We start from the raw sequence: 18,368 nt of genomic DNA on the forward strand, positions 1-18,368 counted from the left end.
AGGTATCGGAAGAGCCGATCGATGAACCGGAAGAGCCTGAAGTGCCGGAAGAACCGATCGATGAACCGGAAGAGCCAGAGGTATCGGAAGAGCCGGTCGATGAACCGGAAGAGCCTGAAGTGCCGGAAGAGCCGATCGATGAACCGGAAGAGCCTGAGGTACCAGAAGAGCCGATCGATGAACCGGAAGAGCCTGAAGTGCCGGAAGAACCGATCGATGAACCGGAAGAGCCTGAAGTACCGGTTAAAGGATTATCTGTAATGGATTTTGGTGCTATTGCCAATGATGATAATGACGATTATGAGGCTTTTGCTGCTGCTGCTGAAGAAGCCCGGTCAAAAAATGAGGCTTTGCATATCCCGGAAGGTGAGTTTAAACTGGGCAAAATATTGAAGGTTGACGGGATTCGTATGGAAGGTGTCGGCAAAGACAAAACGCTGCTAGTCTCGACCGACCCGGAGAATGGATCGATCGATCTGCTCGGTGACGGCGTACAGATCCGCAACTTTAAGCATGCTTATCAGACGACCGTGCCAAGAGGAAACGGTTCGCATGATAAGAACAGTATCACGGTACGCAGTGCAACCAACTTTGTGATCGACAATATTCATGTTGATAGATCCAGTACGGCCGGCATCATGATCGCGTACGGTTCAAGCGACGGTACAATTTCGAACAATACGGTCGAAAACACGGGAGCGGACGGCATTCATATGACGACCGAAAGTCACGACATTAAGGTAGTTAATAATAGAGTATCGAATGTCGGTGATGACGGAATTGCGGTTGTCAGCTACGGAAGCAGCAAGGTTCCTGTTCGGGATATCCTCATCAAAGATAATTGGGTCGGCAATTTTTCCAAAGCACGCGGCATTTCCGTAGTCGGTGGAGAAGATGTGCGAATCGAGGGAAACGAGATAAGCGATACGATGATGGCAGGCGTTTATATTGCGGCTGAAGGTTCCTATAACACATTGGATGTCCACAGAGTCCAGGTTAACAACAATACAATTGATAGTACCGGCATTAAAAAGCCCGAGAATCATCCGAACGTGCTGGTGTATGCTTCGCATGGAGTTGTCGATGACGTCAAGTTTTACGGCAACCTGATTCAGAATGGAGCGCACCGGGGCATTGGGGTATGGGGACAGGGCGAGATTGGGGACGTCGTTTTCGAACGCAATACTCTCATTAATGTTAATGGGAGCGCGACAACTTTTGAGAACGGTAATATCAAGCTGATCGACAACATCGGTTTCTAAACACAGTAAAAACGAGCATCCGATTTTTCGTCGGAGGCTCGTTTTTTGCTGTCAACTGTGATCCGGCAGCGCTTATTTTAACTACTTACTTCTCGTTTAAATATTTACTTTTTAATGCAAAAATTCGTGTGAGACTCTCGTCAATGCGCTGCTCGGAAATCCTGCCGGATTTCACTGCCTGAGTGATCGCCTCAATCGCTTCGATCGCGTTGTCTGCACCATGTGCAACAAGAATAATGTCGCTGCCCGCTTGGACGGAGTGAACTGCCGATTCGCCGATCCCATAGTTTTTTGCGATAGCGCCCATGGTCATATCATCGGTCATGACTACACCTTTGAAGCCAAGTTTACTACGCAGCAGATCGGTAATGACCGCTTTCGACATCGACGAAGGAAACTGCTGATCGAGCTTGGGCAGCAGAATGTGGGCAATCATGACAACGTCTGCTCCTTCGTTAATCGCTTTTCGAAACGGAATCAGCTCCAGCTTGTTGAGTTCGGCCAAACTCTTGTTCACAACGGGGAGCGAGATATGCGAATCAACCGACGTATCGCCGTGTCCCGGGAAATGTTTGACGACGGGAATGACTTTTTTGGATTCCAATCCTTGCATGACCGCAATGCCCATTTTCGATACCATTGCTGCGCTGTCGCCGAACGAGCGATCGCCGATAACGGGGTTGTCGGGATTGCTGTTCACATCAAGCACCGGTGCGTAGTCGAGGTTAAATCCTTGGGACTTGAGCTGTTCGCCCAGCTGCTCGCCGATCGAACGCGCATATTCCGTATCGTTCTTTCTGCCGACAGCCGCTGCCGTTGGAATTTTCTCTACGCCTTTGAGCCGTGCTACGCGTCCGCCTTCCTGATCGACGCTGATCAGCAGCGGCAGCTCTTTGTTGGGGTTGGCCGCTTTGATGCTGGCGGCGAATTTCTTCGTTTGCGCCGCGGATTGAATATTGTCCGCGTAGAAAATGACGCCGCCAATCCCGTAATCTTGAATAAGCTTCTTGTCTTCCGCACGCAGCGAAGTGCCTTCCAGACCGGCAAGGACCATCTGCCCGATCTTTTCTTCCAATGTCATACCGGTGATCGGGGAAGAAGCGTTGTCCGATTTAGCCGGGACGGCGGGAGCTGCCGTCTGTCCGGATTGATCGGAACCGGCATTGGGTGAATCCGCCTTCGGCTTAACTGGAGCGTTTGTTTTGCTGGAATCGGAAGAGTCTTCTTTGGAGGCATCTTTCGAATCTGAGACATTAGGCTTGGTACTACTAACCGTTTCCGCAGGCTCCTGGTTTGGCCGAGCAGAAGCTTCGGCTTGAGGTTCAGTCTGAGGGTTAGCTTGGGCATCAGCCTGCGTTTCTGAAGATGATGGAGACACCTGGGATGCCTGAGATGCTTGAGATGCCTGCGTAGATGTATCCGTGGCTGTATTGCTGCGCTCTCCGAACAAGAGCAGGCCACCTGTTGTGATGATTAGCATAAGCAGTATGGCCGAAATGATTTTGAATAATGGAGAGGAACTCCTGGGTTTGCGGGGCATAAAGGTAGTGCTCCTTTCTAACATGGACTGCATAATGTGGAATAATGTTGACTGTATTGTTCATGAAAAGAAGCTTGGTGGCAGCCAGTCTGCTTACGTGGTCTCCCGAACAACCAATCCGAATTCCAATGGCTTTAATGGAAGAGGCTGCTTGAGCAGACCGGGAGAGAGCAGCGCAAACGCATTGTAAGCCTGATTTCGAATCGGATTCTGAACGCTGGTTAGGCCAAGCGTGCTGGCAATCTGCATATTGTCGAAGCTGACGATTCGCAGCTCGTTTGGCACGTCCCAGCCGAGTCGGCGCGCTTCACTGAGCACTCCCGCTGCCACATAGTCGTTTGCGCAGATAATGGCTTGCGGCTCTTCTCCAAGCCCCAACATTCTATGGACTACATTCTGTCCATCCGTAAGATGATAGGCAGACTTGAAATACCAGTCGCGCCGGACCTCGAGTCCATGTGCTGCCATCAAGTCCTCGTAAGCTTGAATCCGCCGCTGCGTATTCAGGCTCTCCGGGCGGCCGAACGCATTGGCGATTCGTGTGACGCCGCACGACAGCAGATGCTGGACGGCAAGCGCATAGCCGTCGTACTGGTCCATTGCGACGGATGGAATATCCGGACGTTCCATTCGCTGCCATGAGACGATCGGACCGTACTTGCCGTAGGCGCTGATCACGGATAGATCGTTAACAGAGGTAATAATAAGCAGCCCGTCTACCCTTTTCTGCTTCAGATCCTCGAATGCCTGCAGCTCCCTTTGTTTGTCCAGATTCGACGTATAAATGATTGTCTGAAATCCGTGTTCGGCAGCTGCTTCGACGAAACTGGTCATAAATGGAAGGATAATTTCGCTGATGTCTGCGGTGATCATGCCGATTTGCAGGGTTTTGCCTTTCGACAGAGAGACGGCGTTTCGGTTCGGCACATAATCCATTTCGCGGATAACACGCAGAACTTTCTCCCTGGTTTCCGGGCTGACATGACGGGATTTATTGAGCACACGCGAAACGGTCGCTTTGGAAAAGCCCGAAAGTTTCGCAATTTCTTCAAGATTGGACATACGATCGCTCCTTGGGGGTTGACGTGGAACGCGTTTCACGATTTATGCTGTGTTTAAGAACTTCTTTCCTATTCTAACACACAGGAGTGAATGCATATGAGTACACAGTTTCCGGAAAACTTTTTGTGGGGCGGCGCAGTAGCGGCAAACCAGCTTGAAGGCGCATACCAGACAGACGGTAAAGGCTGGTCCATTCAGGATGTTACGCCAAAAGGCGGTTTTGCAGGACACGGAGAAGATCCTTTTATTACGGAAGAGCCGACCGAAGATAACATGAAGCTGATCGGCATCGACTTCTATAACCGTTACAAAGAAGACGTAAAGCTGTTTGCCGAAATGGGCTTCAAAGTATTCCGCACATCGATCGCATGGTCGCGCATTTTCCCGAAAGGCGATGAGACCGAACCAAACGAAGCGGGTCTGCAGTTCTATGACGACCTGTTTGACGAGTGTCATAAATACGGCATCGAGCCGCTCGTGACGATCTCCCACTATGAGACGCCGCTGCATCTGTCCCGCGAATATGACGGCTGGGTCAACCGCAAAATGGTCGACTTCTACGTAAATTATGCAACGACCGTGTTCAAGCGCTACAAGGACAAAGTCAAATACTGGCTGACATTCAATGAGATCAACTCGATTCTCGAAGCGCCATTTATGAGCGGAGGCATCTCAACGCCGAAGAAAGACTTGAGCAAGCAGGATCTGTACCAGGCCATTCACCATGAATTGGTTGCCAGTGCGAAGACGGTCAAAGTTGGCCACGAAATTAATCCGGACTTCCAGATCGGCTGCATGGTGCTGAGCATGCCGATTTACCCGCTCACTCCAAATCCGGACGACGTGATCCAGGCTATGGAATCCGATCACAAAAATATGGCATTTGCCGATATTCACGTGCGCGGTCAATATCCGGGCTACATGAAGCGCTACCTGCGCGAGAACGGTATTGAGATCAAGTTTGAAGACGGTGATGAAGAAGCACTGAAACATACGGTCGACTTCATTTCTTTCAGCTACTATATGAGCATCTGCGAAACGGCCGACGCCGAGAAAAAAGCGAGAGGCGAAGGCAATCTGCTCGGCGGCGTGCCGAACCCTCACCTCCAGGCGAGCGAATGGGGATGGCAGATCGATCCTAAAGGCCTGCGTTACGTACTGAACACCTTCTGGGACAGATACCAAAAGCCATTATTTATCGTGGAGAACGGTCTGGGCGCAGTCGATGAGCTGATTACAAACGACAAAGGCGAGAAGACGGTTGAAGACGATTACCGCATTAATTACCTGAATGATCACCTTGTACAGGTTGGCGAAGCGATCGAAGACGGCGTTGAAGTGATGGGTTATACGACTTGGGGCTGTATCGACCTTGTCAGCGCATCGACTGCTCAGCTCAAGAAACGTTACGGCTTCATCTATGTAGACCGTCACGACGATGGCAGCGGTACGCTGGAGCGTTACAAAAAGAAATCGTTCAACTGGTACAAAGAAGTTATCGCAACCAACGGCAAAAGTCTCAAGCGCTAAGTTTGAGCACGTACATCCGACTAAAGCATAAAAAGACGCTTCCCTTTGGGAAGCGTCCTCAACATGTTGAGAAAGTCTTAATTAAAGTGAAGCGGATGTACGAAGAGGGGAATTCAGTGAAGGAACGATAGTGTTCGCCTTTGAAATCGGGAAAATTCCACTAAAATTCGATCCCTTTTCCCGATTTCAACACGCGACCGGAACGAATTCCCCTCGCAGCTATTGAGCTTCTATAACAAATTGAACTTTCTCAACAGCCTTAGGACGCTTCCCACTCGGGAAGCGTCCTTTTCTATAAATCAAGCTTTTGAAGCACCCGCCGGATTGTCGCCGTTCTGAGAACTTGCGGTCATCCGCTTGAACCGCCGGAGCATATTAAGCCGCCAATGCAGAATCATGCCAAAAGCAAGAATAAAGAATACGCCGCCAGTCTGGGGAAGTGTTACAAAACGTTCGACATAGCTGTGCAGTCCCAGTCGAATTACGATCAGCACAACGAGAATAACGAGGAATGCTTTGGACCTTTTGACAAACAGATCGCTGCCGATCTGTTCGAATTGGGTGCCGAGAATCAGGGGGTAAGCAAACAGGAACCAGCCAACGAGGAATGCGATCAGAGCGCCGGTCCAAGGAATCTGGATATCACGAATCACAAACATAAAGAAACCGGTAGCCATACCGACCGGGGGCATCATGATCTTGCGGACCGACAGCGGCCGCTTGCTGGCCTTTATGCGCATAACCAAGGCCATGGATGCCATACCGGCAAAGAACAGAGTGAACAGAACGCTGAGCAGAATCGGGTTCAGCGAGAACAATTTATCGAAGATCGAATTGATCCAGTCTATCATTATAAGCCTCTTCTCTGTATAGAATTCGAAAGTAATTATTATGAAAAATGCAGTTCCAGTATACCACAAGCGGGATATGCTTTTTACAATTGTTGGGCGCGAAATATTAGTTTTTGGGTAAGATTAAGAAGTAATATCATATACGAACGGTTTCCAATCCGGGACACCGAAGCTGAACGGGGGACCCTAATGAGCAGTTTTACGATTGCGGAGATCGGACCTCACAATGAAGGAGGCCCTCATGAATAAATATCAGAAACTGTTTATCAGTCAAGCGGAAGAAAATTTGAACCGCATGTTGAGTTCGAATGCGCACACGGATGAACGCACCGTATACCGTATGCTGCATTCGATCAAAGGAACTTCCGGAACGATCGGTTTGCAGGACTGGTACGAAGTTTCGGTGCGTCTCCTGGAAGAGTTTCAGGAAGATGGTGAGCGCATCTTTACAAACGAAGAGCTGCAAGCACAGCTGGGCGATCTTGGGCTGCTGCTTCAGTCTTCCCGCGCGGCACTCCCGTCCAATGCTGCTGCGGCGGGAGAACAGGCGGAAACTGGTGGAAGCAAAGGCAGCAAAGAAGCCGAACGCCAGCCGCCGGGCAGCGCATCTTCCGCTCTGAGCAGTCTTAGAAAAGCGATGACGAAGCGGAACAGCACACAGGATAGTGCGGACATGACATCCTTGGAAGAAACGTCCGGGGAAGGACTGAAGACTTCGGAAGAAGCACAAAATGTGAAGGGGAGCGCTCTGGCGGAGGAAGAGAAAGTGTCCGAAGGCACTGTGCTGCTGCTTGACGATGACCTCGGCCTCTTGGCGCTGCTTAAGGATGAATTGGAATCCCGCGGATTTACAGTTTTCGCGACGCCTCGCTTCGACAAGGCAGTAGAATGGTTCTACGAGATGCGGCCTGACTGTGCCATACTCGATGTGCTGATGCCGGAACAAAGCGGCTTCGAACTCATGGAGCGGCTGCGGGAGCTGTGCGAACGTTATATGATCCCGGTCGTGCTGATGACGGCCAAGACCGATGATGCGACCCGGCTGCGCGCTTACGAAAGCGGAGTCGATGACTTCCTGACCAAGCCGCTGAATCTCGATGAATTTATTATTCGGATACGACGTCTGATACGGCGTCGGCACCGCCTGACCGGTCAACTGCTGCTTGATCAGACCACCGGGGCTTATGGTATGGCGTTTCTGGAGCGGGAGCTCACGCGGCAGCTTGGTCTGCTCGGCGACTCTAGTGAACCGCTGGCGATCGCGTCCGTCCAACTGGAAGGGCTGCGTCGGCTCAATGAACGAACAGGCTACCGGGAAGGCGACCGTCTAATGAAAGCTTTCTCGGATCACGTACGCCGGAAGCTGCGACCGCATGATATCTGGGCGCGGGACCGGGCCAATCGCTTCTTTTTGCTGCAGCCGGGAATCGGTGAAGTTCAGAGCAGTGCTTTTTTGCAAAAGATTCTGCTTGAAGAAGATTTGCTGGAGCTGCTTGATTCCAATGAAGTCAGCGTCGTCTATGGCCTGGAAGAGGTCAGACCCGGAATGTCCCGCCAGCTGGCACTTGCAGGAGCGGTAAGATCTCTCGAAGCAAAGCTCGCCCAATCTGCTGTAGGCAGTGAGCAGGAAACGCCCAATGAGCCGGCTTCCCGTCAATTGCGATTGGCGCTGATCGACGATGATGGGCTGATCCGAATGATCTTGGAGCGTCAGCTTCAGAGCCTGGAGGAGGAGTATGCGCTGGAGATCCGCTCCTTCTCCGATGGAGAGGAATTCCTGAGCGATCCTTGGCATGTGGGAGGCGCACATTATTTGCTGATTCTGGATCGCATGATGCCCCGAATGAATGGTATGGAAGTGCTGTCCCGTTTGCGGAGCGGAGAGTATGACCCGGTCTATACGGTGCTGATGCTGACTGGAATCAGCGATGAACGGGGGATTGCAGAAGCGATCCGGGCAGGTACGGACGATTACATGACCAAGCCGTTCAGCATGGTCGAACTTGAAGCGCGTGTCCGCAGACTGCTCGGGAAGGTAGGCACTGCCCTATGAACGATGCCGATATTCTGCGAATCCTCTGGATAGCTGCGGCTGTTCTGATTCTGCTGATCGGACTGATTCTGTTCTACCTGGTTGAGCGGAAGGTTCTGCGTACCCGTTACCGGAAGCAGGTGGCGGAGGCGGTCGATAGGCTTGCCGCACCGGATTCGCCGCTTGTCGATTATCTAATGAGCGGCGAAAGATCTCGGCGGCTCGCTGCTTCCGGCGAAGGTTTGCGCCGGGAAGCGTTGGAGGAAGCACTGTTGAACCGGCTGACAGTCAGCGCATCGCAGATCGAACGGGAAAGAATCTATGATTTTGCAGCGTACTATTTTACCGAGGAATATGCGTATATGCTGGAACAACGGCGCTGGAGCGACCGAATGAACGTCCTGCTGCACATCGAGAAATTTCAAATGACCGGATTGAAAGACAAGATTATCGACCGGCTCGACGGACTGAAAGAACACCCGAGTCATGACGACGAGCGCTTCCTGCTGGTTCGCACGCTGTCATCTTTACAGGCAAAAGAAACGTTTGATTATTTTGATATTGCGGAGAAGCGATTTTCCGAGCTTCAGCTGATGCAGATGCTTCGTCCGCTGCAGGGCGAGCTGCTGGACCGCTTAATTCACGAATTTGAATGGTTTCCGATCCGGATTCGTTACTGCGTACTGGATACGCTGAGGCTGGGCAATGTGCGTACGAACGAAGTGCTGGAGCTGCTGGAAAACTGTATGCGTGTGGAGGACCGGGAGATGAGAATTCGGGCGCTCAAGGCATTGGCCAACTTCGGGTATATTACGCCGGCAGCTGCGGATCACCTCGAAGCGCGTATGATTGAAAGCGAGACAGTTTCCTGGCCGGAGCGGCTGATGCATGCTCGTTTGGCCGGTATGCTGCGCGAAGAACGTTTTGTTCCGCATTTGGAAACCATGATGGCCGATCCGTCCTACGAGGTGCGGCGGGAAGCGGCTTCTTCTCTAGCAAATTATCGGAATGGACTTGAGCGTATCGGCCGGATCGCTGAAGAGCACCCAGACCGTTTTGCCCGTGATATGGCCATTGAGACACTGGAAAGGAGGGCCTATGAACGGAACGTGGGTTGATATTTTGATGGATGCCCATCGCATCTTCGGTATCCTGATTATTATTTACGTGGCCATGTCGGCTGCCGTTTATTTGATTCTGACCGCAGCGGCAGCTTTCAGTCTGTGGCGCGACCGTGACTTGAGTGAAATTCAATACAGCAGTGTGCTGGAGACAGAGTTTATCCCGCCGCTCAGCATTATTGTGCCTGCCTACAATGAAGAGATTAATATTGTCGGAAGTGTGCGCTCTCTGCTTGGCATCAACTACAAACAGTTTGAAATTGTAGTCGTTAACGACGGTTCAAAAGACCGAACGGTCGAAATTATGCGGGAAGAGTTCGATATGACGGAAGTGAAGAGCAGGGTTCCTTTTTCAGGACTCAAAAAAGAAACGAAGCCTATTCGCACTGTGTATCGTTCACTGCGCCATCCCAATCTGGTGCTCGTCGACAAGGAAAACGGAGGTAAAGCCGATGCGCTTAACGTAGGTATTAATGTGTGCCGGTACCCTTACTTTGTCTCGCTTGATGGGGATACCGTACTCGATCCGGATGCATTCATCAAAGTAGTCAAACCAATTATGGATGCCCGTCCCGGCGAAGAAATCGTAGCGACCGGCGGCAGTGTCGGCATCGCCAATGGAAGTATGGTCGACAGCGGTCATCTGAGCAGCGAAAGTGTCCGCTTGTCGAACAAACCTCTTGTCGTTATGCAGGTCGTCGAGTATCTCAGAGCCTTCCTGATGGGACGGATCGGGCTCAGCCGCTATAATATGCTGCTGCTTGTTTCCGGAGCGTTCGGCGTATTCAAGAAAAGTTGGGTTGTTGAGGTGGGTGGTTATGAGACCGGAACGATCGGCGAGGATATGGAACTGACTGTCCGTCTGCATGAACTGATCCGCCGGAAGAAGAGCAAAGCGCGTATCGTTTATGTGCCGGAGCCGGTCTGCTGGACGGAAGCTCCGGAAAGCATGACCATCCTCAAACGGCAGCGTACAAGGTGGCATCGGGGCTTATACGAAAGTCTCAGGGCCCACAAAAAAATGATGTTCAATCCCCGTTACGGGCGAGTTGGATTGGTTTCGATGCCCTTTTTCCTGCTTGTTGAACTTTTGGGTCCGCTGGTTGAGCTTCTCGGGTACTTTACAGTCGTTTTCGGGTTCTTCCTGGGCCGAATCAATGTAGAAATCTCCCTAATGCTGGCGCTGGTTATGCTGCTGTTCGGCTCGCTGATGTCTACAATGAGCGTATTGTTTGAAGAATGGAGATTCCACAACTACAATCGGGTATCAGACACGTTCAAACTGTTTTTCTACGCCTTGACCGAATCGTTCTGGTACCGCCCCGTGATGACATTATGGCGCACCCAAGGTTTGTTCCAAGCTATCCGGGGCAAAAAGCACGGCTGGGGCGAGATGACACGGGTCAACGTGCTGGGCGCCAACAAGAAGCCGGGCACCATTCAGGGGGCACACCCTGTTCCACCAGAGAAGAAGGAGTGAGCCGGAGTTGAAGCAGAAAAAAAAGTTCCCTCGTTTTTGGGTCGGTCTTGGCGTACTCATGCTGCTTCTGCTGCTGCCGTGGATCATTTGGGAGGGGAAATCGGCAAAGAGCCTGTCTGTCGCGGTGCTCGACAAGACGGTAACGAACGACAGCTATCGTGAGCACAAAGGGTTATTCTGGATTCTGAATCAGCAGAAGTACCGAATGCCCGGAGGAGACAAGTATCTTTACGATCAGGACTACTATGGAAATTATCCCAAACAGAACGGTATTCGGCCGGAAGAGCGGACATTGGCCGAAATACCTCCGGATACGCAGCTGCTGTACGTGGCAGATACTTACGGACTGCTTGAAGCGGAAGAGGAGGATGAAGAAGTAACGGCTGATCGTGTGCCGGCCAATGCCGGAGGTTCTTCTCCTCGGGGACAAAACGGAGGAATGAAAATAGCCGACGTTCACGTCATGGAAGCTGCAGCTGCCCGCGGCACCATGCTTGTCGCCGAATTCAATTCGATCGCTACGCCGACAACGGACTCCGTCCGCAGCCGAGCAAGCGCGCTGCTGGGTATGGAATGGACGGGCTGGACTGCGCGTTATTTCCCCGACCTGACGGCAGGAGTAGAGGTACCGGAATGGGTGCCTGCGCAGTATAAAGAAACGACCGGACAGGATTGGGCCTATACAGGCGCCGGATTTCTGTTCGTTCAAAAAGACGGCGATCTGTTTGTACTGCGCGAAGGCAGTGAAACGGAAGGCGGGGCCCGGATTTCGTTTACGCAGGCGGGACAGGACCGCTTCGGTATGAAACCCGGCAGTCGGTACAATTATTGGTTTGATGTCGTCACTCCGGTTGGCGGCAGCGAGGTGCTAGCTGAGTATAATCTTCAACTGACGAGCACCGGACAAGCGATGCTGGCCGAGCGAGGACTTCGCGATCGCTTTCCGGCGATCATTCGGCGGGAAGCATCAGGAGCCGATACCGGAACATTCGGCTTTTCACCGGCTCTCGGGCAGGTCAGCTATTATTTCGCCGGCGATTATGCGGATCATAATGAGTATCCGTTCTGGCGGCGATATGCAGGCTGGCCGATATTCAAAAGTTGGTTCACCTTTGACACACCAGGCAGTGAAGATGCTTTTTATTGGGATGTATACGTTCCACTAATGCAGAAGGTGCTTGAAGAAGCATTGTCGGTACAGCTGTCTTCCACTTGAATGCGTCAAATCGGCAAAGTTTTCCTCCGTTTTGGTAAAATAGGGATTCACAAAACGAAAAAGGCCGATTATAATGCAGATGTAAGCCCTTTCAATACAACCCTGACTTGGAGTCTTCGTTTTGGCGAAGGCTCCCTTTTTATGGTCTGCAGCCGGCGGTCTTTCAAATTAATCTTGCTCTTTTGTAAGTGGGAGAGTTACTTACCCGAAGCTCGTTGGGTAATAAGGGGGGAGTCTGTGTGACAGAGAAACAATGGAAATGGGAGGAACTCAAATGAAGCATTCATCCGGCGGACCGATCTATGCGTATGAGCCTTGGACGGTGACCGAGCATACGTTGGACACCGAACAAAATTTGCGCGATGAAACGATTTTCGCCGTAGCGAACGGATATATCGGCGTACGCGGCAACTTCGAAGAGGGCTACTACGGTCCCGTGGGAACAACGCTGCGTGGAACATATATTAATGGCTTTTACGAATCGGGCCCGATCATTTACGGCGAGGAAGGTTACGGCTTTGCCCGTGATCGGGAAACGATGCTGAACGTGGCGGACGCTCAGATTATCCGGATCTGGCTTGAAGACGAGCCGGTGCATCTATTTCAGGGAACGCTGTTCGGTTACTGGCGCCAGCTTGATATGCGTAAAGGCTGCGTAACCCGTACCGTTCAGTGGAGGTCGCTGGAAGGGCGGGAAGTGGAGATTGTATTTGAACGGATGGCCTCGCTTGATGATCCGCATCTGCTGCTGCTGCGCTGCACGGTCAAGCCGATCAACTTCGAGGGGAAGATCCGCATCGAATCGGAAATCGACGGCAACGTCGTCAACCAGTCGTCGACGGGCGACCCGCGATCGGGATCATCCTTCTCGGGTCCTGTACTGACCACACTCGAGATGCGCGAAGACCAGACATATGCGGGTATTATACAGCGCACCCGGGTTACAGGCTTTCATATCGCCTGCGCAGCCGAACACAAGTTGACCGGCGGCGAATATGAACTGGAAACGGATTCGTCGAGTGGACGGGTAGAGAAGCGGTTCACTGTATCTGCCCAGCCTGGCGACGAGTTTGTTCTGGAAAAGTACGTGACTTATCACGCTTCCGAAAGCGCCAATACCGGCAGTTTGTGGACAGAGGCCATACATCATCTTGATGAGGCGATGGGTCGGGGATATGACAGCTACGCGGCAATTCAAGAAGGCATTCTGGATGAATTCTGGATGTCCGCCGACATTGTCGTTGAAGGAGACGCCGCGCTGCAGCAGGGACTGCGCTTTAGCGCTTATCATGTTTTTCAATCTGTCGGTCGTGACGGACGGACCAATATGGCAGCGAAAGGACTGACGGGCGAAGGGTACGAAGGTCATTACTTCTGGGATACAGAGATGTATATCTTCCCTTTCTTCCTGCATACGGAGCCCGAAATTGCGCGCAAGCTGCTGGATTATCGGTACTACATTTTGCCGGAGGCACGGCGTCGTGCAGAGGAATTGAATTTCAAAGGCGCCATGTTCCCATGGCGGACAATCAGCGGAGAAGAGACGTCGGCTTATTTCCCGGCAGGTACCGCGCAGATTCATATCAATGCGGATGTCGCGCATGCGATCAGGCTATATAACGAAGCCGTTAACGATGAGGAGTACAAATTTGGAGACGGGCTGGAAATTTTGATCGAAACGAGCCGCTTCTTTGCCGATTACGGAAGCTTTATTCCGGGGCGCGGATTCTGCATTAACGGTGTAACGGGGCCGGACGAGTATACAGCGCTCGTCAACAATAATACGTATACCAATGTGATGGTGCAGGATCAGCTTGAATACACCGTGCAGCTGTTGGAAGAAATGAAGCAGCGTCATGAAGGAGAATGCGAGGGACTGTGTGACCGCATGAATGTGACCGATGCCGAGATCGGTTCGTGGAAGAAGATGGCGGAGGAAATGTACATTCATCGGGAGCAGGGAATGATCGGGCAGGACGATTCGTTCCTCCATAAAGCCCCATGGAACTTTGCGGATACGCCGAAAGAAAAATATCCGCTGCTGCTGCACTATCACCCGATGGACATCTATCGGCATCAGGTGCTGAAGCAGGCCGACCTGGTACTGGCATTCCATGTGCAGCCCGACCGATTCACACGGGGAGAAAAAGCACGCGGTTTTCTGTATTACGAAGGACTGACGACGCATGATTCCTCTCTGTCCGCTTGTGTCCATTCCATAGTGGCGGCAGAGCTTGGCTATATGGATCAGGCTTACGAATTCTTTATGGAGACGTCTAGGCTGGATCTTGACGACACGCATGGCAACGTTAAGGATGGTATTCATGCCGCAGCGATGGCCGGCAGCCGCTTGTCAATCGTGAACGGATTTGCCGGGATGAAGCAGGACCCGGACAAACTGAGCTTCCGGCCAATTATTCCGGCACAATGGCCGCGCTACAGCTTCTCCCTGAAATGGAGAGGCCGCCGTCTGTATTTAAACATTTGCGAGGAATCGACCACGTACCGCCTGCTTGAAGGCGAACCAATGAAGATCGAACACTTCGGAGTCGAGACAACACTTGAAGAAGAGTTGACGCTGCCGAACCGGATTCTGGCCGGGGTGCTGTTCGATCTTGACGGTGTGATTACGGATACGGCCGAGCTGCATTACAAAGCATGGAAAGAACTTGCCGATGAATTGGGCATTCCATTCGATCAAGCATATAATGAGAAACTCAAAGGCGTCGATCGGATGTCTTCGCTGAGACTGATTCTGCAAAACAGCGACCGGAAATTTACGTTCGAGGAAATGGAAGAGCTCGCCAATCGCAAGAACGAGCGTTACAGAGAGCTGCTGACGACCTTAACGCCGGAAGCGCTGCTGCCGGGCGTGCGCAAGCTGCTCAAGGCACTTCGCCGCGAAGGTATACGCACTGCCGTAGCTTCGGCCAGCCGCAATGCTCCTACAGTGATCGAAAAACTCGGCGTTGCGGATCTGTTCGATTATGTAGCGGATGCGGGAGCAGTAGCTCTGCAGAAGCCGGATGCAGAGATTTTCCTCAAGGCTGCCGAAGGGCTGGGTGTGCATCCGCTGCGCTGTATCGGCATTGAAGACGCTGAAGCCGGCGTAATGTCGATTCATCGGGCGGGAATGCCGGCTGTAGGAATCGGCACACCGGAAACGCTGCCTGATGCCGACCACCATGTATCGGGACCTGGAGAGCTTACACCGGCACTGCTGCGGGAGTGGATGAAGCAGTTTCCGAAGCAGGAATTCACAAGCTAAATCCGGTCAATCCGGAATGAATAGCACAAGTTAACTAAGTATGGATTACAAGAGAAGCCGTACAGCATATCCTTAGAGGAGAAGCTGTACGGCTTTTTACTGTGTCCATGTAATGGACCGATTCATAGCAGGTGAAATCCTTTTTTACATACGATTTTTTACTTGAATATTGAAACTTTTTGCATAGCACTGTCCGTCATAGCCATGCATGTTCACAAGAGGGGGAGAGAAGGTGGCCGAGACGTTGGGACTGGAAAAGGTGGAGAAGGCGGAGGATGAAGTTTACCGGAGTGCGGAAGAATTTTTTTTCGAACGGATCGACAGGCAGAGCGGGAAGCTGTACAGCATCGCTTACAGCTATCTGCGAAGTGAAGCGGACGCACTGGAGATGCTGCAGGAAGCGTCTTTTCGGGCTTGGTCCAAAAAGAAATCGTTAAAAGATGAAGCGCTGTTCGATTCGTGGCTGATCCGCATTCTGATCAACTGCTGTATGGATGAACTGAGACGACGTAAGAAAGTTGTGCCGCTTGAACGGGTCGGAGAAGAGAGAAGGCAGCCCGAGATGCAAAGCTCCAGTGCAATCGATCTGGAACATGCCATGCAGAAAATGCCGGAGAAATACAGACATGTACTCATCCTGCGCTTTTACCATGATATGACGCTGAATGAAATTGCACGAATTCTGAACAAGCCGGAAAGCACGATCAAGACGCGGTTGTACCGGGCTTTGAAGCAGATCCGGACGAAGCTCGAAAATGACCATTAAAAGAAAAGGAGTGAGAAGAAGATGGAAAAATACCGTAAAGAAGAACGGCTGCTAATCGAAGATGCGGAGTCTGTCCGGAATAGTAACCGAATGCCTTCAGCCGCAGAGCGAAGCGCCGCAATCCGCAGAGGCATGCAGCGTGTGAACAGCGAGTCCCGACGGCGCAAAAGCTTTGCTTACGGAGGAGCCGGAGCTGTCGTTCTGGCAGCGGGCGCGCTGTTTCTGACAAATCCGGGCATCATGCCGAACGGTGAAGAAGGAGAAGTTACGAGTGTACAAGAGCCCAAGAGTGTTCCCCAAGCCGCTGCTCCGCAAGATGTCTCTTTGGAGCCGTTTCGGAAGTTGTTTAGCGGCAATGACATGTTAAGCGGTCCGTTGAATCGTGGCGATATAGAGAGGACCAACCTCATAGTGGAACAGAATGGATATACGGTTAAGATTCACGGATTGATTCGCGACAGCCGCAGCGTAACATTGATGTACGAGACGGGAGCGCCCAACGGGGAAGAAGTCGAATTGAATGAATCGGCTCTGTTGAATGCTGCAACCGGGGAAATGCTGACATCATCAATAAGACAATTCGGTTCCACTTCCTACGACAAGGCGAGTCGGACGACATACGGTTATGTCACAATGGTTTTCGAAAAAGGAACAGAGAATCGCTCGGAAGACGTTAAGCTGCGTGCGTATGCTGCAGCCGGAGGCTCTGGAATTAATAAGGAACGCCTTCAGAATTTCGAGCTTCCAATGCACCTGGCTTCCACAGAAGCAAGCGAAGAGGAACTAGTATTTGACAAGCCGAAAACGTTGACTGCGGGAGGGCAGGAGTATCTGATCCATCGAGTGCTTCTAACCCCGCTTGCCGTATACTTGGAGTTTGAAGAAGACGCCGCTAATACGGACAAGCTTTTTGACTTTATCGATCCTCGTCTAGTGATGGAAAAAGATGAGAAACGATTGAAAATGGGGTTACGCGGAACATCTGTCAGCCTCAATGAGAATGCCGGCGGAGAAATAAGCTTTGTTAATAAAGAAGGCATCGTCCGTCCCGATTCGCTGTCCTTCCAAGTCAAAGGCATTAATGCGCTGTCCAAACAAAAATTGTATTTTGTGATAGATACCGAGCAGGAAAAGGTTCTTCAGGCACCGGGAGAGGGCTTTACTGTACAGGTGCGCGACTTTGCGAAAGGGGTGCGGGAAATCAAGACGGAGTATAAGATCTCCCATGTACACAACCTACTCTTGTTAGATGAGACTTTCGTTGATGGGCAGGGCATAGAGCACGCAATGACGAATGCCGCCCCGAACGCGACACAAGGCGGGGAGGGATCAACAGAGGAAGGTACCCATTGGAGCTACATCGAGGACAAGAAATATCCGCAGCCGCTAACTTTTAAGATTCTCGCTTATCCCGCAGTAGAGATGGACGAACAGGAAGTACAGCTCAAGTAAACGGATAGCAGAATTAACAAACGGCATAGTTGTAAGTAAACGGAAAAGCTATAAATAGATCGGAACTTCAGGCTGTTTCCTATCAGGAGACAGTCTTTTTCACTTTTCACTCTCTTTTTCATCATTTGTTAAAATAAATCAATCGTTTCATGAAGATCGTACGTCTTACAAACATCGGATTTTGCAAAAGACAGATAAGCAGATAGATCCAATGATATTGGCGAAGGCTGCTGCAGCGGCTGGGAGAAGAGGGGGAAAAGGAATGGAGGACACGGCAGAACAGGTGGATCGGCAGGAAATGGATGGCACCGCAGTAACGGAGGAAGATTTGTTCTTCGATCAGATTGCCAGTCAGCACCACAAACTGTATGTCATCGCCTTCAGTTATTTGCGCAGCGAAGCGGACGCGCTGGAAGCAGTGCAGGAAGCATCGTGCCGGGCGTGGATCAAGCGCAAAAAATTAAAAAATCCGGACGTTTTCTCAAGCTGGCTGGTCCGGATTGTCATCAACTGCTGTATGGACGAATTAAGACGAAGAAAACGATCGTTTCCGACTGCAGAGGTGGAAGAAGGGTGTGCCGAGGAGATGCAAAGCAGTGACCGGATTGATCTGGAGCGGGCATTCGAACGCATGAAGCCCGATTATCGACATACGATTATGCTCAAGTATTATCATGGCATGACAGCGGCAGACATTTCGAGAGTGCTGAAGAAGCCGGAAGGTACGATTAAGACATGGGTGCGTGAAGGCTTGAAGCAGCTGCGGAAATACTTATGAGGAGGTGTAC

13 protein-coding genes are annotated in these 18,368 nt (G+C 51.4%); 10 read left to right on the forward strand and 3 right to left on the reverse strand.

Annotated elements, in window-relative coordinates; all coding sequences use genetic code 11:
- Window positions 1-1,262: right-handed parallel beta-helix repeat-containing protein (locus F456_RS0114545; protein WP_018977778.1), on the forward strand; the 1,262-nt coding region annotated here is incomplete at its 5' end.
- Between the two features lie 85 nt (window positions 1,263-1,347).
- On the opposite strand, the gene nagZ is transcribed toward F456_RS0114545, so the two are convergent.
- Window positions 1,348-2,802 (reverse strand): beta-N-acetylhexosaminidase, encoded by a 1,455-nt coding sequence (nagZ, locus tag F456_RS22660; protein ID WP_018977779.1) that lies wholly within the window; start codon window positions 2,800-2,802, stop codon window positions 1,348-1,350.
- A gap of 93 nt (window positions 2,803-2,895) precedes the next feature.
- Window positions 2,896-3,864 (reverse strand): LacI family DNA-binding transcriptional regulator, encoded by a 969-nt coding sequence (locus F456_RS0114555; protein ID WP_018977780.1) that lies wholly within the window; start codon window positions 3,862-3,864, stop codon window positions 2,896-2,898.
- Window positions 3,865-3,954: 90 nt separating this feature from the next.
- Between F456_RS0114555 and F456_RS0114560 the strand changes: the two genes are divergently transcribed.
- The gene (locus F456_RS0114560) at window positions 3,955-5,394 is read left to right on the forward strand and encodes a glycoside hydrolase family 1 protein (protein ID WP_280513572.1); all 1,440 of its coding nucleotides are present in this window, start codon (window positions 3,955-3,957) and stop codon (window positions 5,392-5,394) included.
- 299 nt (window positions 5,395-5,693) lie between these two features.
- Here the strand turns inward: F456_RS0114560 and F456_RS0114565 are convergent, their stop codons facing one another.
- Window positions 5,694-6,245 (reverse strand): CcdC family protein, encoded by a 552-nt coding sequence (locus tag F456_RS0114565; protein ID WP_018977782.1) that lies wholly within the window; start codon window positions 6,243-6,245, stop codon window positions 5,694-5,696.
- A gap of 241 nt (window positions 6,246-6,486) precedes the next feature.
- Between F456_RS0114565 and F456_RS0114570 the strand changes: the two genes are divergently transcribed.
- The 8 genes from F456_RS0114570 (at window position 6,487) to F456_RS0114605 (ending at window position 18,358) form a co-directional block, all read left to right on the forward strand.
- A complete protein-coding gene (locus tag F456_RS0114570) occupies window positions 6,487-8,298 on the forward strand; it encodes a GGDEF domain-containing response regulator (protein WP_018977783.1) in 1,812 nt (603 codons plus the stop codon).
- A complete protein-coding gene (locus F456_RS0114575) occupies window positions 8,295-9,395 on the forward strand; it encodes a HEAT repeat domain-containing protein (protein WP_018977784.1) in 1,101 nt (366 codons plus the stop codon). Before F456_RS0114570 ends, F456_RS0114575 begins: the two co-directional genes overlap by 4 nt.
- Window positions 9,376-10,878: a glycosyltransferase family 2 protein gene (locus F456_RS0114580; protein ID WP_018977785.1), complete on the forward strand. Its 1,503-nt coding sequence runs from the start codon at window positions 9,376-9,378 to the stop codon at window positions 10,876-10,878. The genes F456_RS0114575 and F456_RS0114580 overlap by 20 nt, the downstream gene beginning before the upstream one ends.
- Before the next feature lie 7 nt (window positions 10,879-10,885).
- Window positions 10,886-12,094, forward strand: a complete 1,209-nt coding sequence (locus F456_RS0114585) for a hypothetical protein (RefSeq protein WP_018977786.1) — start codon at window positions 10,886-10,888, stop codon at window positions 12,092-12,094.
- Between the two features lie 274 nt (window positions 12,095-12,368).
- Window positions 12,369-15,362, forward strand: a complete 2,994-nt coding sequence (gene pgmB / locus F456_RS22665) for a beta-phosphoglucomutase (protein ID WP_018977787.1) — start codon at window positions 12,369-12,371, stop codon at window positions 15,360-15,362.
- Between the two features lie 232 nt (window positions 15,363-15,594).
- Window positions 15,595-16,128: a sigma-70 family RNA polymerase sigma factor gene (locus F456_RS0114595; RefSeq protein WP_018977788.1), complete on the forward strand. Its 534-nt coding sequence runs from the start codon at window positions 15,595-15,597 to the stop codon at window positions 16,126-16,128.
- A 21-nt stretch (window positions 16,129-16,149) separates the two neighbouring features.
- A complete protein-coding gene (locus tag F456_RS0114600) occupies window positions 16,150-17,580 on the forward strand; it encodes a hypothetical protein (RefSeq protein ID WP_018977789.1) in 1,431 nt (476 codons plus the stop codon).
- A gap of 262 nt (window positions 17,581-17,842) precedes the next feature.
- Window positions 17,843-18,358, forward strand: a complete 516-nt coding sequence (locus F456_RS0114605; protein ID WP_018977790.1) for a sigma-70 family RNA polymerase sigma factor — start codon at window positions 17,843-17,845, stop codon at window positions 18,356-18,358.
- Window positions 18,359-18,368: the final 10 nt, after the last annotated feature.

Origin of the sequence: Saccharibacillus kuerlensis DSM 22868, assembly GCF_000378145.1 — a bacterium.
Classification (GTDB): Bacteria; Bacillota; Bacilli; order Paenibacillales; family Paenibacillaceae; genus Saccharibacillus; species Saccharibacillus kuerlensis.

Coding starts and splice junctions, on each gene's coding strand:
- nagZ (WP_018977779.1), bottom strand. CDS start 2,802: ATGCCCCGCAAACCCAGGAGTTCCTCTCCATTATTCAAAATCATTTCG.
- F456_RS0114555 (WP_018977780.1), bottom strand. CDS start 3,864: ATGTCCAATCTTGAAGAAATTGCGAAACTTTCGGGCTTTTCCAAAGCG.
- F456_RS0114560 (WP_280513572.1), top strand. CDS start 3,955: ATGCATATGAGTACACAGTTTCCGGAAAACTTTTTGTGGGGCGGCGCA.
- F456_RS0114565 (WP_018977782.1), bottom strand. CDS start 6,245: ATGATAGACTGGATCAATTCGATCTTCGATAAATTGTTCTCGCTGAAC.
- F456_RS0114570 (WP_018977783.1), top strand. CDS start 6,487: ATGAATAAATATCAGAAACTGTTTATCAGTCAAGCGGAAGAAAATTTG.
- F456_RS0114575 (WP_018977784.1), top strand. CDS start 8,295: ATGAACGATGCCGATATTCTGCGAATCCTCTGGATAGCTGCGGCTGTT.
- F456_RS0114580 (WP_018977785.1), top strand. CDS start 9,376: ATGAACGGAACGTGGGTTGATATTTTGATGGATGCCCATCGCATCTTC.
- pgmB (WP_018977787.1), top strand. CDS start 12,369: ATGAAGCATTCATCCGGCGGACCGATCTATGCGTATGAGCCTTGGACG.
- F456_RS0114600 (WP_018977789.1), top strand. CDS start 16,150: ATGGAAAAATACCGTAAAGAAGAACGGCTGCTAATCGAAGATGCGGAG.
- F456_RS0114605 (WP_018977790.1), top strand. CDS start 17,843: ATGGAGGACACGGCAGAACAGGTGGATCGGCAGGAAATGGATGGCACC.